The following is a 15,125-nucleotide window of genomic DNA, read 5'->3' on the forward strand; positions in this document are numbered from 1 at the left end:
GGTGTTAAATAACTAACCGAATTTAAATAATATGCCATAACCACCCCTTGGGTATTCCCAAGCGACGTTACTATGCTCATCACAAATAATGCGACAAGTGCCACACTCCAAACAGCCATCGCTAATCACGGTTACTTGTCCATTGGCCTCTGCAGTCCAACAAGCAGCGGGGCAACATACGGTACAAGCTTGAGCTTCACAATGATTGCGACATTTATCTTCATCGATAATGCTGATGTGTGGGCGGCCAGAATCTACTTTGTAGCGGTTCTGAAACAGCTTTTCTTCGACTTTTACAACGACACTCATTCGAATGCCCTCCATAACTTAAATGCATCACCCATTAAGCCAAACAGTGAGCGGCGTTGACTGAAACTCTTGCGAATTTGTTTTTCTTTGGTCTTTTTATCCACGCCATCTACCGTTAACATGGTGCGAGCGGCTTGTGAAATTAAATCTGGATAATCGTTAAAGAACTGCGGATTAGTATGGAAAACATCTGGCATGTTTTTATACTTTTTCATGTCTTTCATCACAAAGCTTTCGTCTAGACGCGCTTTATAGCGTTTTAAGTTGGCAGCGCTAAACTCTTTGCCTTCGCTCTTCAGCTCAATCAAGGTATCAGCCGCATGCATACCCGTAGTCATGGCGAGGTTAGAGCCTTCTCTATGCACGGCATTTACAAACATGCCTGCGTCACCAACAATCATCCAGCCATCCCCGTACAAGTTTGGTATAGCGTTAAAGCCACCTTCAGGAATCAAATGTGCGGTGTATTCTTTCATCTCACCGCCTTCAAGCATTGGCTTAATGGAAGGATGTGCTTTCATTTGTTCCAATAATTCGTAGGGTGTGATTTTTTGATTTTTGAAATCAGACAACATGCAACCTACACCAATCGTAATAGACTCACGATTGGTATATAAAAAGCCTGTACCCATCATGCCTTTGGTGATCTTTCCCACCATCTCAATCACTACGCCTTCATCACCTTTTACACCAAAACGCTGCTCAATCAACTCTTGCGGCATAAAGTGAATTTCTTTCACTGCCAGCGCCACGTTTTTAGGTTTTAACTCTGGATGAAAACCTGCTTTTTTAGCTAAAAGTGAATTCACGCCATCAGCCAAAATCACCGCATCTGCATAAATTTCACCGCCTTGACGGTCTGTCATTACGCCAATCACGCGCTGACCATCTAGTAGTAAATGTGATACTGTTGTTTCACAAATCAGCAAAGCCCCTGCTTTTTGTACGCGCTCTGAAAACCATTTGTCAAACTGGGCGCGAATCATGGTGTAACGGTTGTACGGCTCTTTATTAAAGCTGTCTGAACGGTAATGTGTACCTACGAATGAATCATCATCGAGTACCCACATACGCTGTTCAATCACATGACGCTCTAATGGCGCATCATCACGGAAATCTGGGATTAACTTTTCTAAGGCATCTGAATAAAGAATCGCACCTTGCACGTTCTTAGAGCCAGGTGATTCACCGCGCTCAATTTGCAGCACGCTCAAGCCTGATTCAGCTAACTTCAGTGCAGCTGCATTGCCTGAAGGCCCTGCACCAACAACGATGACATCAAATTTTTCAGCCATTTGGATTCCTCTAAAAATTCAAGTTTTGAAGGCAGACTAGGCGCGAGCGGAAAATGGTGACGCGGCATATGTCTGATATGTAAGGAAGCATTTTTCGCGAGCAACACCGTATGGCGAAAAAAAATGAATTTTTAGATGTATCCATGATTAACCTGCCTTTCTTGCGGTTGCCAAATGCGCTTTAAATGCTTCGGTCAGCATCGGTAATATTGTCATAGCGTTACCCACAATACCGTAATGCGCAAAGTCAAAAATGGGAGCATTCGGGTCACTATTGATGGCAATAATCACATCTGAGGCATCCATTCCTACGCGATGTTGAATGGCGCCGGAAATACCCGCTGCGATATACAGTTTAGGCCGTACTGTTTTACCTGACTGCCCTACCTGACGCTCTAAATCAAGCCAGCCAGCTTGAACAACTGGTCTTGTTCCACCGACCTCAGCACCTAATACTGCGGCTAAATCCCATATCAACTTAAAGTTTTCAGGTTTTTTCATCCCACGACCACCTGAGATAATGATGTCAGCAAATGGCAGTTGTGGTTTGTCTTGCATAGCGTCTGGTATAAATTCCAACACCTTGGTAATAATGTCTTTTTCAAACATACCCAAAGTGTCTTCAATAATGCGACCCGTACGCGATGTATCTGCATCAGGCATTGGCATTACACGAGGGCGTACTGTCGCCATTTGTGGACGATAATTAAGTGTTTGGATGGTACAAAGCAAACTACCGCCAAAAGTTGGGCGTGTTGCCAACAAACTACGCGCTTCTATATCTACATTCAATTCGGTACAGTCAGCCGTTAAGCCTGTCTTTAAGGTTGTTGCAACACTACCAGCTAAGTCGCGGCCCAAGGTTGTTGCACCTAACAGTAAAATCTCTGGCTGATATTTGTTTACCAAGTCTGTTAAACCTTTAGTAAATGGTTCGTTGCGGTAATCCGTCATCAAACCATCTTCCATCAAGTAGCATAAATCAGCGCCGTGGGTAAATGCTTCTTGGCAAAAGCTACGAGTTACCTCACCAGGCTCACCCATCACAACGCCAGCTAATTCCACACTTAAACTATCAGCGAGTTTTCTGCCCTCGCCCAATAATTCCAGCGATACTGGATGAATTTTGCCGCGTTCATGCTCAACGAAAACCCAAACGCCTTTATAAGCCTTTAGTCTATCGTCAAGCTCAATGCGCTTTTTGCCCATTGGCTTTTTAACTTCTGGAGCTTCACTCATGACTTAACCTTTCTTTCATACCGCACGTTTAGCGATTTCTTTTTCTAGTTTCGGATATTTAGCAAATACCTTAGCCAGCAAAGTCACACTCAATTCTTTGGGGTCATTCCCTTCACACTGGATAATTTCTGCTTTAACCGCTCTGGGCGTAGGTGCAAATACTTTAGAAACCACAGTAGGAGAACCTTTCAAGCCAACTGAGGTGACATCCTCAATTCCTGCCTGCTCACGATTCCACACTCTGATTTGGTAGCGCGATGCTCTAAACATATTCGTCATAGTGGCAAAGCGCATTTCATTAGTGCCTTCCAACACGGTAATTAAGCTAGGGGTGCTGGTTTTAAGTAACTGCACACCACCTTCAGAACGGCGTTCAACTGTGATTTCATGGTTTTCTAAATCAACTGAACGCACTTTTGAAACGTAAGTTAAGAGTTGCATGTTTAGACGTTTGGCAATACCAGGGCCAACTTGCGCGGTATCTCCGTCAATCGTTTGCTTGCCAGTGAACACTAAATCCACAGGCATATCTTTGTGAATTTGCGTAATGGCTGAAGCCAGCGCACAACTAGTAGCCAGCGTATCAGACCCTGCAAACGCGCGATCTGTCACTAACACTGCATCGTCAGCGCCGTATGAAATGGCTTTGCGAAGCGCGGCTTCTGCCATCGGCGGCCCCATAGTAAGCACGGTCACGCGTCCACCGTATTTATCTTTTAGCTTTAAGGCTTCCTCTAGTGCAAAAAGATCATAGGGATTCACAATCGCAGGGACACCTTGACGCATAATCGTATTGGTCACTGGATGTACGCGAATTTGCGCACTATCAGGTACTTGCTTAATACAAACTACAATATGCATATCAACTCCGTTTGTTAACCAGTGACCTATTAGCCACTTTACGATTCACTATCAGCAACCTTTGTGCCAATCGACTTAAAAATAAATATTTACTTTAAATACAATTAGTTATAGTGCTATTGGCTAAGCTTTATATTTTGTAGCAAACCTGACAATTTACGCTGTACCACGCTCAACCAATGTCTGTTTTAGCTTATTTACGCTCACAGTTTGCACACCAGCTTTGTCTTGAAAGACTTTGAAGACTTTTTCTGCCACTGAATTTGATTCCACAAAGTCTTGGTAAGATTGTTGTAGCTTTGCTTTGTAAGCTTCAAGTTCAGCTTCTGCTGACAAGCCTTCTGGCACTGGGTCACGACCGATATATTGCTGAAAGCGCTTTAAAATATGTAAGCGGTTTACTTGCACCACCTGTGGCACATAATCCACACCTAAAAAATCAAAAAACTCTTCTGCCGCTGAAAACTTTTGCATTGCATTTAATAACTGGCTCATGGTGACTCCAAAAAATAATAGGGGTTAAGTGAAAAGTGTATCAATCTAATGCTGAGTGCTATGGGTGATTTCGAGGTACATTTTCCGCAAGTCATCCGCTTGCGGTATGCGTTTATTGTTATTGGCAAACTGGCGTATCTGCGCCATTAACATCGGCGCTTCTATTTCGAGCAAATGAATACCTAACTGAGCGTAGGCATACTTCAAACCATGTCCGCCAGAATGCTTACCGAGCACGAGTTGGCGATCCCGACCCACATCTGCCGGGTCAAAACTTTCATAAGTGCTTGGGTCTTTTAAAAGGCCATCTACATGTAAGCCTGATTCGTGGGTGAAAACTGCCTCGCCAACAATGCTTTTGTTAGCCGCTACAGAACGGCCTGAAGCCTCAGCCACTAATTTAGAAATCGAGGGGAAACCTTGCATATCAATTCCCGTGTCTACGCCATGAATACGCCACAAGGCCATCACCACCTCTTCAAGCGGCGCATTGCCGGCACGCTCGCCTAAGCCATTCACAGTAGTGTTTACATGACTAGCACCTGCCATGATGGCCGCAATCGAGTTAGCCGTCGCCAAGCCTAAATCATCGTGGGCGTGCATCTCAATTTCCATATCTGTCGCGGCGACCAGTTCGGCAATTCTTGAATGTGTGACGAAGGGATCTAACACACCCAAAGTATCTGCATAGCGGAAACGGCTTGCACCAGCTCGTTGAGCGGTATCCAACACTTGTAAAACAAATGATTGTTCAGCGCGTGAGGCATCTTCGCCGCCCACCGAAACCTGCAAACCTAAATCACAGGCTTTTTGTACAAAATACGAAACTTGATTGAGCACCCAATGACGATCTTTTCGCAATTTGCGTTCAATGTGTAAATCAGAAACAGGAATAGACAGGTTAACCATATTCACACCTGTTTTTAGGCATGCTGCTAAATCCCCCTCCGTCATCCGTCCCCATACCATTAGACGGCTACTTAGATTCAAATCAACGATAGCGCGAATATCTTCAATCTCCGCTTCACCCATCGCTGGTATACCAATTTCAAGCTCCTGCACGCCAATGGTATCCAACGAAAGCGCAATTAATTGCTTTTCAGCGCGTGTAAACGCCACGCCAGCAGTCTGCTCACCGTCACGTAGGGTAGTATCATTCACAATTGGCGTAATCGTTGGCACAATATATTCTCACTGACATCCTTTGATTCACTTAATACAAATTAAGCATCAAACATGCCAATGAAAAAGACGTTTATTTACAACAAGTTAGGTTGTTGCGCGGATTGTATGGTTTGTAACAGTTATTACAAAGCTAGAAACTATTTGTTGTGAATGAAGTAAGATATTAACCAATCAAGTACATATCTATATCAATTAACGAGAAATACCCATGACACAGCAACGCTACCACTCTGCCATAGCAGCTTTTGACAAAGCCAATGCAGAAGACCCCAACCTCGAAGTATTCAACGGTAAGGAGTATCCAAAAGAATTACTCTATGCGCAGCGCATGACTGACATGCTAGAAATCTACATACCAGAAGCGTCTGAAACCTTAAAACTATCTGTGCGTGCGCAGCATATTCAGCGTTGGAAAACGCCACGAAGCAACTACCCAATGGATAGGCAAGGTTATTTGCAATGGCGTACAGGTTTATACAAATTTCACGCTGAAACAGCAGGTAATTTGATGAAATCGGTGGGTTATGACGATGAAAGCATTACGCTTGTTCAGGCCAATATTGGCAAAAAAGGTTTGAAAATAAACCCTGAAACGCAGCTGACGGAAGACGTTGCTGGCTTGGTGTTTATTCAATACTATATGTTTGCATTTGCTTCCAGCCACCCAGAATATGATGAAGCTAAATGGATTCAAATCATAAAAAAAACATGGCTAAAAATGTCGCCACGTGCGCATGAATTTGCCTTGGCTGGCAAAATTCAACTGCCAGAAGCATTAGTACCACTGATTCTTAAGTCCATTCAAACGGTATAAGCTAACATCTCATATCTCACATCAGTCAGCTAGCCTATCTGGGCTAGCTGACAGCTTTTTTCAAACGCTGGCACACCAAATGCTTACTCTGTTGTTACCGATATTTTTTTGTCGGCAATACAACATTGTTTGGAAAGCATCCCCATGAAATTTTATATGACCCCAGGTTCGTGCTCGACTGGCATTCACATTCTGCTTGAAACGCTGGAACTGCCATTTGAGGTGTATTTGGTCAATCTCATGGCGGGTGACCAATTTAAATCTGAATATCTTGCCATTAACCCCAAAGCCACCATTCCAACACTGGTGCGCGATGATGGGTCATCCATCACCGACTTTCAAGCCATTGCATGGTGGCTTGCGCGGCGCTATCCAAAAGCCAAGCTATTGCCTGACGATATAGAGGGTGAAACGCGCGTGCTGGAAACCATGAATTATGTGGTTGGTACGATTCACGGGCAAGGCTACACGCGCATTTTCACCACGGCTAACTACAGCACCAATGACAGTGCTGGCAAAGCTGACCATGCGGTGATTCAGACACGTGGTCGCGAGATTGTCGAAAAAGGGTTTGCGGTGATGAATGCGCTGCTGGCGGATAAAGAGTATGTGGTCGGCAACTTCAGCATTGCCGATGCGGCTTTGTTTTATGTTGAGTTTTGGGCGGACAAAATTAAAGTTGACTTGCCACCCAACTGCCAAGCACACTACCAGCGCATGTTGCAACGGCCAGTGGTGCGGCAGGTTTTATTGGAGGAGGGCTATCGGGTTTAGCGAAACACACTTAAGCATGATTTTTGCTTAATCAAATTTAATGGCTACAAAACCCTACATTCACGACAAACGAGACAATTCATGAGCATTATCGCTATTGCCAGTCGCGCGCACCCTTACTTTCCACTGATCGTACTAATGAATCAGGATGGGCGCCACGATAATAAAACAGCGCCAGCCAAATGGTGGGCTGATGCTCCAAATTGCCTTGCAGGGCGTGATGAAACAAATGGTGGCGCATGGTTTGGCATTCTGCCAGACGGCCGTTTTGCTGCTGTCACATCTTTTCGTGACAATCAGCCTATCGACACTGCCCTACCCCCCATTGAACAACTCACTGTAGATTTTTTGGCATCGGAAGATGCGCCAGTCACGCATGTACGACAGTTTCAACGTAACCGCGGTAGCCATCCCCCGTTTAACTTGCTGGTCGGCACAACACGCCAAGTGTATTACGCTGGCACTAACACGCGCCAACCACTGGCGGTGACGCATGGCGTGCATACCATCTCGAACGGATTATTAGACGAGCGCTGGCCTAAGTGCGTAGAACTTGAGCAATTGCTTGGCCCGTATCTACTCAGCAATGGCGGCTTTAGCATTCCACTGGGGGCTTTCCCAAGATTAGATAAATCCCCAGCACGCGGTGCAAGCGCATTGCCAAAACCAAGCGGCAGTGAACTTAAAGCAGAAGATATTTTTGCCGCGAGCTTTGCCATGCTGGCTGACCGCACTTGCTACAGTAATAGTTTGCCTAATACTGGTGTGGACAAAGACGAAGAAGCACGGCTTTCAGCCTGCTTTGTCATGGGCGAAGCGCATGGCACGCGCTCAAGCACAGTGCTGGTGATGGCGCGTGACGGCAAGGTACGTTTTGAAGAGCGCAGTTTTGACGCGGCTGGCAATCAAACCAATTGCGTTATAGAACATTGGACGATGGACGAATCGGCATTTTCTGGCGGTGCCGATTAAGGTACTGAATAAAGGTGCTGATTAACGGGATGCAAAATGAAAATTCAGATTGAGCGAACCGTTCTGTTATGCAGCTTGAATATTACAGCCACTCTCAAAACATGCTGAATCTCATATGAAAAAACCATTTGAACCCAAACTAGACTGGTCAGCCTACGATAGCTATGGCGAGGGAGATGCTTATGCGCAGATTCCAGCTAAAGGTGGCGCGTATGGCAAGGCAGCCTCTTTATGCATAGGCAGTAGAACTTGCCAACGCACCGATGCAGGTGTGATGTGCCCAAGTTTTAGATTAACAAATAAGGATGCTCATTCAACACGACACCGGGCTGCCACACTCAAAGCCGCGTTGAATGGCGAGTTAGGTGAGCACCCATTTATTAGCCCAGACTTGGCTGATGCAATGGAGTTGTGTGTGGCATGCAAAGGCTGCAAACGCGAATGTCCAAATGGCGTGGATATGGCCATGTTACGCACCGAAGCACTGGCACAACACTGGACTGCAATTGGCAAGATTCCATTACGCGAACGCTTAACAGCGCATCTACCACGTTTTGCACATCACTTTAAGCATATCAAATGGTTAAGCCGTTTACGTCAGGAGGTTCCGCTGATTGCAAAATTGTTTGAAAAATACATCGGCATCGCCGCTAAACGTTCATTGCCTAAAGCGGCGCCAAATAGCTTTATGTCGTCAGCGCCATCGACCCACATTGCAGAAAGTGCGCGTGAAGTGGTGCTACTGGTCGATACTTTTTCTAACCACTTTGACCCTGATATTGCCCAAGCCGCGCTGGAAGTACTACAGGCTGGTGGATATACCGTGCACTTTGCCAGGCCAGCAAAAGGTGAACGTGCGCTATGTTGCGGGCGCACCTATTTTTCTAACGGTATGATCAATGAAGCGCGCGCCGAGGCTATGCGTTTGGTTAATGCATTATGGCCGTTTGTTCAACGTGGTTTGCCCGTCATTGGCTTAGAGCCATCATGCTTGCTGATGTTACGTGATGAATACCTAATGTTGAATCTAGATGAGCGTGTTCCCGTCTTGGCGAAGGCGGCATTGCTACTAGAAGAATTTATTGCACGTGAGCATACGGCAAATCAACTCTATATTGAACTAAAACCAATCACCGCCAAAGCTTTAATTCATGGTCATTGCCACCAAAAAGCCTTTGGCGCAATGAAGTCTATGCACAAAGTGTTGAGTTTAGTACCAGATTTGCAAGTGGAGTTTATCGAATCCAGTTGCTGCGGTATGGCTGGCGCCTTTGGGATGAAAGCGGAGCATTACGAGGCATCGATGCAAATGGCAGAACTCGCCCTATTGCCACAAATTAGAGCGGCTGGCACAGATAACCTAATCATTGCTAACGGTACCAGTTGCCGCCACCAAATACTGGATGGCGTTGGACGCCAGCCGCTTCATCTTGCCCAGATATTACGCGCTTCAATTAACGCTTAAGGAGACAAATAATGTTAGATTCAGTCATTGTTGGTGGTGGTTTGTGCGGGTTGTCATTAGCTGACCGACTGCATCAATCAGGCCAATCTTTCGCTTTGTTTGAGGCAAGAACAAGGCTTGGCGGTCGCATATTATCGAAACATTGTACGATGTCGGACATGACGATTGATCTAGGTCCTACTTGGTTTTGGCCAGATGTTCAGCCAAATATGTTGGCGCTAGTGGAAGCCCTGCAACTCAAACATTTTCCGCAGCACGATCAAGGTACAGTGCTGACGCTGACTGACCCAAACAGAGACTCAGACAAACAAAATATTGGTGTACATGGCGGTGCTCATCGCGTAGAAAATGGCATGGGAGCCATCGTCAGCGCGTTAGAAAAGCGCTTGCCGAAAGATAGTATTCATTTAGAACACAAGCTAATTCATATGGAAGACAAAGGTGATCATATTTGTCTGCAATTCCAACTAAATGATATGGTGATTAATGTTGAGGCAAAACGTGTGGTTTTAGCACTTCCTCCAAGATTACTAGTAGAGCACGTTAACTTTGTCCCAACCTTAGATGAAACATTAGTGCAAACCATGCGTAGCACGCATACTTGGATGGCAGATCAAGCCAAGGCTGTGATGGGTTATTCAAAAGCATTTTGGCGTCAAGACGGCCATTCAGGCAATGCATTTGTGAGTCATCCGCAAGCCGTATTATCCGAAGTATTCGATGCCAGTGATGCACATGGTCAGCACGGCGCCCTTGGCGGCTTATCCGCCATGCCTACAAACTTGCGAGAGTCTTTTCGGCAAGGCATGCCTATGCTGCTGGAAAGTCAGCTAGCGCAATTATTTGGCATAGAGGCACAAAATGGGGAGTTGCATTATCAAGACTGGGCAAATGAAGTGCATACCTGCTCCACACTTGATCAAACGCCACCGACTAGCCAGCCGATATATGGCAGCCGCCATCTGCGTGATTCATACTGGAATACTAAGTTATTTTTTGGTGGCGCAGAAACGGCCTCACATGCTGGGGGATATTTAGAGGGCGCGTTAGAAGCAGCGACTAGACTAGCTCTCATGTTATCCACAAAGGATTTGTTAAAAACGCTTAACGCGGATAACAATGCCAGTATGAGTCATTTTAGTAGCTGGTTAACCGCACAACGCAGCCAAGTATTAGCGCGCTATCGCAGCCACTTAAACCGTTACATGACATTGCAATTAAAAGAGCAACTCACGCAACGCGCATTGCTAGACACGGTAGAGCAGATTTATAGAGAAGCGATTGAGAAACTCAATGCATTACCACTCAATACCAGTGATGTTAGCGTTGATAAAGGCCGCTCAGCGCTTACACCATTGGTTTTGTCACACTTCAACGGTATTAACCAAGACCTAGTTGAAACGGCCTGGGAGTTCAATCGTAACTCATGTGCGATCTCTAACTTTCCAGAAGAAAATGCACCTGCAGCAGAATACCAAGAAGCCATACGCCTTGATTTGTTAGTTGCTTGGCGTGAGTTTGCCCTTTCGGTGAACGATACGCTACTTGCGCGTTAGCGCATGAATCATATAGTTAGGAGGTTGCAATGAGCTACATCACCTTATGCAAACACAAAAACATCATGGAAGGCGAGCTTGCAGCCTTTAGCACAGATGAGGGTGAAGTCATGCTAGTTTGGCCAGATGATGGCGAGTTAAAAGCTTTTCAAGGCACTTGTCCGCATCAAGATGTACCGTTATGGAATACATTTAATGGTCGCATCATTACTTGTCAGTTTCATCAATGGGTATTCGATGGCCGCACAGGGAAAGGCTTGAATCCTACTGGCTGTGAATTAAAACAATATCCTCTGCGGATAGAGGATGGCATGGTACAAGTTGATTTAAACGCAGATTAACTATTAATCACAATACTTCCAAAACTCATATTGTAGGAGGGGCTTTTAGCCCCGAAAGCAACTGTAAAATATTCCGCAAAGGTTCTCGGCTACAAGCCGCTCCAACTATAAAACAGCTAGAGGCATACCTTGTGCTAATTAACGTCATTTATATTTCGTGACGAGAGCATTGCTCCTAGATGCACCTATGGAGAATCGCGGGGAAATGCGGATTAATTACTGTAAGCTTTGAAAAACCTGACTTATTCATGCTCTCGCGCATGGTTAAGGCTATATCGCGGTAACTCAACGATTAAAGGTGTCTGCCCTACTTTTACTTGGCAAGCCAAACGTGATGTTGGCGTTAATCCCCACGCTTTATCTAGTTGGTCTTCCTCTTCATCAGAAGCGGCATTGAGTGACTTGTAGCCTTCACGAATAATGATATGGCAAGTACTGCAAGCGCTCACCCCATCACACGCATGTTCAATTTCAACTCCTGCATTTAGCAATGCATCGCAAAGCACTTTACCAGGCTTAATTTCCAACTCCAAGCCATTTGGACAAGTATCAGGATGCGGTAAAACTGTCACTTTGGTGAGGCTAATTTGGCTCATATATTGATGCTTTCTATTTGCTTACCTGAAAGTGCCTTATGAATCGAAAGATCCATACGGCGATTGGCAAAGGTTGTAGTCTCTTCATTTAACGCCGATGTTGCCTCACGTAAGTCTTGAATGCTATTTGCATCACCTAATAAAAGTAATTCCGCCAACTCATATATTTTTACCCAAACAGCATCCCACTCAGGTTTGCTTAAAAGCTCGTGACCACTTTCAGCCATGGCTATTTCTGTGGCATTAACTAGCTGACGCGCTTCAACTTGCGCTTCACGTAGCGCACGCATGTTTTTATCATGGGCTGCGTTAGCTATGCCGGCAGAAAGCATTTGCGTAATTTCAGTATCGGTCAAACCATAAGAAGGCTTTACTGTAATTTGCGCTTCGTGACCGGTGGTTTGCTCGCGCGCAGAAACGGAAAGCAAACCATCCGCATCCACTTGAAAAGTCACGCGTATACGCGCTGCACCAGCAACCATTGCAGGAATCCTACGTAATTCAAACTTAGCTAATGAGCGGCATTCTGCTACCAACTCTCGTTCGCCTTGCACCACATGAAAACTCATCGCAGTTTGGCCATCTTTAAAGGTGGTAAAGTCTTGTGCACGTGCTGCTGGAATAGTGACGTTGCGTGGAATAATCTTCTCACTCAAGCCACCCATTGTTTCAATGCCCAATGAGAGCGGAATAACATCTAGCAGCAGTAATTCATCACCACCGTGATTGCCAGCTAGTGCATTGGCTTGTATGGCTGCGCCTAGTGCGACGACTTTATCTGGGTCAAGATTAGTTAATGGTTCACGATAAAAAAACTCGCCTACCGCTATTCTTAAATGTGGCATGCGCGTTGCACCACCAACCAATACCACGCCTTGAACATCTTCCATTTGCAAATCCGCATCACGCAGTGCACGGCGCACTGGGCTGAATGTTTTACTTAATAATGGCTTGGTTAAATCAATAAAAGTTTCGCGACTTAAAATGGCGTTGACCGTTGAATTATCAGCCAAAGTACATGAAATCTCAGTCACAGCATCGTCTGTCAAACGCTCTTTCGCAAGACGAGATTCAGTGAGCAACAAACGCGTATCTTCGTCTGTAATATGGCTTAGTTTAAGTGTGCTCGTTAACCAATCAAAAATCGCACGGTCAAAATCATCCCCGCCAAGCGCAGAGTCGCCACTGGTTGCCAGTACTTCAAACACACCGCGTGTTAAACGTAATATGGAAAAGTCAAAAGTGCCACCACCCAAGTCATACACACAGTAAATGCCTTCTGAGGCATTATCTAAGCCGTATGCTATGGCCGCTGCGGTTGGCTCATTAAGCAGTCTTAATACAGATATGCCTGCTAAGCGTGCTGCATCTTTGGTGGCTTGACGTTGTGCATCATCAAAATAAGCGGGCACCGTAATCACCGCGCCAGATAGCTCGCCGCCAAGGCTTTCTTCTGCACGCAAACGCAATACTTTTAGAATTTCGGCTGAAACTTCAACTGGGCTTAACTCACCCATCACGGTTTTTAGTTTGACCATGCCTTGAGATTCGGCACCAACCGCCTCAACAAATTGATATGGCATGCTGGCAGCATCTGCAATGTCTTCAATGCCACGCCCCATAAAACGCTTTACCGAAACAATCGTGTTATGTGGATCTTTTGCGGCATTGCTGCGTGCATCCCAGCCTACGTCCACCACGCCATCAGCTTGATAATGTACGACGGAGGGTAATAATGTCCGTCCAGCCTCATCTGGCAAGGCCACCGCAATGCCACTGCGTACGGATGCAACCAGTGAATGCGTTGTGCCTAAATCTATGCCAACAGCTAAGCGATGTTGATGCGGTGCAGCGCTTTGACCTGGTTCTGTAATTTGTAAGAGAGCCATTTATGAATTTATCTCAATCACTAATTTTATCGAGTGCTTCGCCAATTTCATGGCGCAATTTTTCATAAAAACGTAATTCATTGACGCGTACTTCCGCTGTTGCAAAATCACCCTGCAAATCTAAAACAGCGGCTATTTCATTCACTTGCACGCTAATTTTATGCTTTAAGCGTTTAGATAGCGCTTCTAACACAGTCACATCTCTACTCTTAACAGCCTCTTCAATCGCTTCGCGCCATTCCATTTGCGACATCAAAAAAGTAGTAGAAAGCGCTTGGGCAGCTTCAGTTTTACCTGAGAGGTTAATTAAAAACTGCGCACGGCTAGTTGGGTTACGCAAAGTTTGATAGCCATCGTTGATTAACGTAGATTGTTGCAAAGCTAATCGTTGTTCAGATTGGGTATGGCTTGCGTGTTTATCTGGATGCGCTTCAGACTGTAGTTGGCGGAAAGAGCGCTCTAAGCTATTTAAATCAATACTAAAGCGTGGTGCCAAGCCAAACAGTTCAAAATAATTGGGTTGAGTCAACGTTTGCATCACGCTATCCATTTCACTCTAGATTGAGTTAAAGATTTCACAACATAGTGTTGCGCTAAGGAATGCTTTAAATTAGACACTAAAGCTTTCACCACAACCGCAATTAGCCTTGGCATTTGGGTTGTTGAATTTAAAGCCTTCATTTAGCCCTTCTTTGGCATAATCTAGCTCAGTACCATCCATGTATGCCAAGCTGGTTGGATCAACCAACACCTTAACCCCATTACTTTCAAAAATCATATCTTCAGGTAAAGCTTCATCTACAAACTCTAGGGTATAAGCCATGCCTGAACAGCCTGAAGTTTTAACGCCTAAACGCAAACCAATGCCTTTACCGCGGCTGTCCAAAAATTTTTGCACACGGGCTGCTGCCACTGTCGTTAAAGTAACGGCCATATTATTTCTCCTATACCGAAAATGAACTACCGCAACCACATGTCGCTGTGGCATTTGGGTTAGTGATTACAAAACGAGATCCTTCCAAACCTTCTTGATAGTCAATCGTCGCGCCCACTAAATATTGATAGCTCATGGCATCAACAAGCAATGTGACCCCTTCTTTTTCTAGCGCCAAGTCATCTTCTGCCACTTGGTCATCAAAAGCAAAACTGTATTGGAAACCAGAACAGCCACCACCCGTTACGTAAACACGTAACTTAAGTGTGGCATCGCCTTCTTCTATAAGCATTTCACTGACTTTGCCAGCAGCGTTTGTAGTGAAAATAATCGGTGCAAGCGCTGGGTCAGCAAGCTCGGTTGATTCAATTGTAGCGGTATCAGACATATCAATACTCCA

General features: G+C 45.3%; 17 protein-coding genes. 6 read left to right on the forward strand and 11 right to left on the reverse strand.

The annotated features are described in order from the left end of the window. Positions 1-12: 12 nt before the first annotated feature. From PSV17_RS13495 to nifV, 6 genes are all read right to left on the reverse strand, one after another. Positions 13-309 carry a ferredoxin family protein gene (locus PSV17_RS13495; RefSeq protein ID WP_300483564.1) on the reverse strand — a complete coding sequence of 99 codons (297 nt, stop codon included), beginning with the start codon at positions 307-309 and terminating at the stop codon, positions 13-15. Next, positions 306-1,604: an FAD-dependent monooxygenase gene (locus PSV17_RS13500; protein ID WP_300483566.1), complete on the reverse strand. Its 1,299-nt coding sequence runs from the start codon at positions 1,602-1,604 to the stop codon at positions 306-308. The genes PSV17_RS13495 and PSV17_RS13500 overlap by 4 nt, the downstream gene beginning before the upstream one ends. 147 nt (positions 1,605-1,751) lie before the next feature. Beyond that, on the reverse strand, positions 1,752-2,843 hold the full coding sequence (locus tag PSV17_RS13505; protein WP_300483568.1) for an electron transfer flavoprotein subunit alpha/FixB family protein: 1,092 nt from the start codon (positions 2,841-2,843) through the stop codon (positions 1,752-1,754). Between the two features lie 15 nt (positions 2,844-2,858). After that, complete coding sequence (locus PSV17_RS13510; protein ID WP_300483570.1) at positions 2,859-3,704, reverse strand: electron transfer flavoprotein subunit beta/FixA family protein; 846 nt, start codon at positions 3,702-3,704, stop codon at positions 2,859-2,861. A 156-nt stretch (positions 3,705-3,860) separates the two neighbouring features. Beyond that, the gene (locus tag PSV17_RS13515) at positions 3,861-4,199 is read right to left on the reverse strand and encodes a nitrogenase-stabilizing/protective protein NifW (protein WP_300483573.1); all 339 of its coding nucleotides are present in this window, start codon (positions 4,197-4,199) and stop codon (positions 3,861-3,863) included. 45 nt (positions 4,200-4,244) lie between these two features. Continuing rightward, positions 4,245-5,381 (reverse strand): homocitrate synthase, encoded by a 1,137-nt coding sequence (gene nifV / locus PSV17_RS13520; RefSeq protein WP_300483575.1) that lies wholly within the window; start codon positions 5,379-5,381, stop codon positions 4,245-4,247. Between the two features lie 211 nt (positions 5,382-5,592). Between nifV and PSV17_RS13525 the strand changes: the two genes are divergently transcribed. The 6 genes from PSV17_RS13525 (at position 5,593) to PSV17_RS13550 (ending at position 11,306) form a co-directional block, all read left to right on the forward strand. Further along, on the forward strand, positions 5,593-6,198 hold the full coding sequence (locus tag PSV17_RS13525; RefSeq protein WP_300483578.1) for a DUF4202 domain-containing protein: 606 nt from the start codon (positions 5,593-5,595) through the stop codon (positions 6,196-6,198). Between the two features lie 144 nt (positions 6,199-6,342). Continuing rightward, positions 6,343-6,972: a glutathione S-transferase family protein gene (locus PSV17_RS13530; protein ID WP_300483580.1), complete on the forward strand. Its 630-nt coding sequence runs from the start codon at positions 6,343-6,345 to the stop codon at positions 6,970-6,972. Positions 6,973-7,053: 81 nt separating this feature from the next. Next, positions 7,054-7,944, forward strand: coding sequence for an NRDE family protein (locus tag PSV17_RS13535; RefSeq protein WP_300483583.1), 891 nt, complete (start codon positions 7,054-7,056; stop codon positions 7,942-7,944). A gap of 115 nt (positions 7,945-8,059) precedes the next feature. Then, complete coding sequence (locus PSV17_RS13540; protein WP_300483584.1) at positions 8,060-9,409, forward strand: 4Fe-4S dicluster domain-containing protein; 1,350 nt, start codon at positions 8,060-8,062, stop codon at positions 9,407-9,409. Positions 9,410-9,420: 11 nt separating this feature from the next. After that, a complete protein-coding gene (locus tag PSV17_RS13545; RefSeq protein WP_300483586.1) occupies positions 9,421-10,965 on the forward strand; it encodes an FAD-dependent oxidoreductase in 1,545 nt (514 codons plus the stop codon). Between the two features lie 29 nt (positions 10,966-10,994). Then, entirely contained in the window at positions 10,995-11,306 is a 312-nt protein-coding gene (locus PSV17_RS13550; RefSeq protein WP_300483589.1) for a Rieske 2Fe-2S domain-containing protein, read from the forward strand. A gap of 242 nt (positions 11,307-11,548) precedes the next feature. Here PSV17_RS13550 and fdx read toward each other — a convergent pair whose 3' ends face one another. The 5 genes from fdx to erpA all read right to left on the reverse strand — a co-directional run bounded on the left by fdx (position 11,549) and on the right by erpA (position 15,113). Further along, positions 11,549-11,902: an ISC system 2Fe-2S type ferredoxin gene (gene fdx / locus PSV17_RS13555; RefSeq protein ID WP_300483592.1), complete on the reverse strand. Its 354-nt coding sequence runs from the start codon at positions 11,900-11,902 to the stop codon at positions 11,549-11,551. Beyond that, complete coding sequence (gene hscA, locus PSV17_RS13560; RefSeq protein ID WP_300483595.1) at positions 11,899-13,791, reverse strand: Fe-S protein assembly chaperone HscA; 1,893 nt, start codon at positions 13,789-13,791, stop codon at positions 11,899-11,901. Before hscA ends, fdx begins: the two co-directional genes overlap by 4 nt. 13 nt (positions 13,792-13,804) lie before the next feature. After that, on the reverse strand, positions 13,805-14,329 hold the full coding sequence (hscB, locus tag PSV17_RS13565) for a Fe-S protein assembly co-chaperone HscB (protein WP_300483598.1): 525 nt from the start codon (positions 14,327-14,329) through the stop codon (positions 13,805-13,807). Between the two features lie 72 nt (positions 14,330-14,401). Beyond that, a complete protein-coding gene (gene iscA, locus PSV17_RS13570; RefSeq protein WP_300483601.1) occupies positions 14,402-14,725 on the reverse strand; it encodes an iron-sulfur cluster assembly protein IscA in 324 nt (107 codons plus the stop codon). Positions 14,726-14,735: 10 nt separating this feature from the next. After that, entirely contained in the window at positions 14,736-15,113 is a 378-nt protein-coding gene (erpA, locus tag PSV17_RS13575; protein ID WP_300483604.1) for an iron-sulfur cluster insertion protein ErpA, read from the reverse strand. Positions 15,114-15,125 lie beyond the last annotated feature (12 nt).

Origin of the sequence: Methylotenera sp., from assembly GCF_029946165.1 — a bacterium.
Lineage (GTDB): Bacteria > Pseudomonadota > Gammaproteobacteria > Burkholderiales > Methylophilaceae > Methylotenera.

Coding starts and splice junctions, on each gene's coding strand:
- PSV17_RS13495 (WP_300483564.1), bottom strand. CDS start 309: ATGAGTGTCGTTGTAAAAGTCGAAGAAAAGCTGTTTCAGAACCGCTAC.
- PSV17_RS13500 (WP_300483566.1), bottom strand. CDS start 1,604: ATGGCTGAAAAATTTGATGTCATCGTTGTTGGTGCAGGGCCTTCAGGC.
- PSV17_RS13505 (WP_300483568.1), bottom strand. CDS start 2,843: ATGAGTGAAGCTCCAGAAGTTAAAAAGCCAATGGGCAAAAAGCGCATT.
- PSV17_RS13510 (WP_300483570.1), bottom strand. CDS start 3,704: ATGCATATTGTAGTTTGTATTAAGCAAGTACCTGATAGTGCGCAAATT.
- PSV17_RS13515 (WP_300483573.1), bottom strand. CDS start 4,199: ATGAGCCAGTTATTAAATGCAATGCAAAAGTTTTCAGCGGCAGAAGAG.
- PSV17_RS13525 (WP_300483578.1), top strand. CDS start 5,593: ATGACACAGCAACGCTACCACTCTGCCATAGCAGCTTTTGACAAAGCC.
- PSV17_RS13530 (WP_300483580.1), top strand. CDS start 6,343: ATGAAATTTTATATGACCCCAGGTTCGTGCTCGACTGGCATTCACATT.
- PSV17_RS13535 (WP_300483583.1), top strand. CDS start 7,054: ATGAGCATTATCGCTATTGCCAGTCGCGCGCACCCTTACTTTCCACTG.
- PSV17_RS13540 (WP_300483584.1), top strand. CDS start 8,060: ATGAAAAAACCATTTGAACCCAAACTAGACTGGTCAGCCTACGATAGC.
- PSV17_RS13545 (WP_300483586.1), top strand. CDS start 9,421: ATGTTAGATTCAGTCATTGTTGGTGGTGGTTTGTGCGGGTTGTCATTA.
- PSV17_RS13550 (WP_300483589.1), top strand. CDS start 10,995: ATGAGCTACATCACCTTATGCAAACACAAAAACATCATGGAAGGCGAG.
- fdx (WP_300483592.1), bottom strand. CDS start 11,902: ATGAGCCAAATTAGCCTCACCAAAGTGACAGTTTTACCGCATCCTGAT.
- hscA (WP_300483595.1), bottom strand. CDS start 13,791: ATGGCTCTCTTACAAATTACAGAACCAGGTCAAAGCGCTGCACCGCAT.
- hscB (WP_300483598.1), bottom strand. CDS start 14,329: ATGCAAACGTTGACTCAACCCAATTATTTTGAACTGTTTGGCTTGGCA.
- iscA (WP_300483601.1), bottom strand. CDS start 14,725: ATGGCCGTTACTTTAACGACAGTGGCAGCAGCCCGTGTGCAAAAATTT.
- erpA (WP_300483604.1), bottom strand. CDS start 15,113: ATGTCTGATACCGCTACAATTGAATCAACCGAGCTTGCTGACCCAGCG.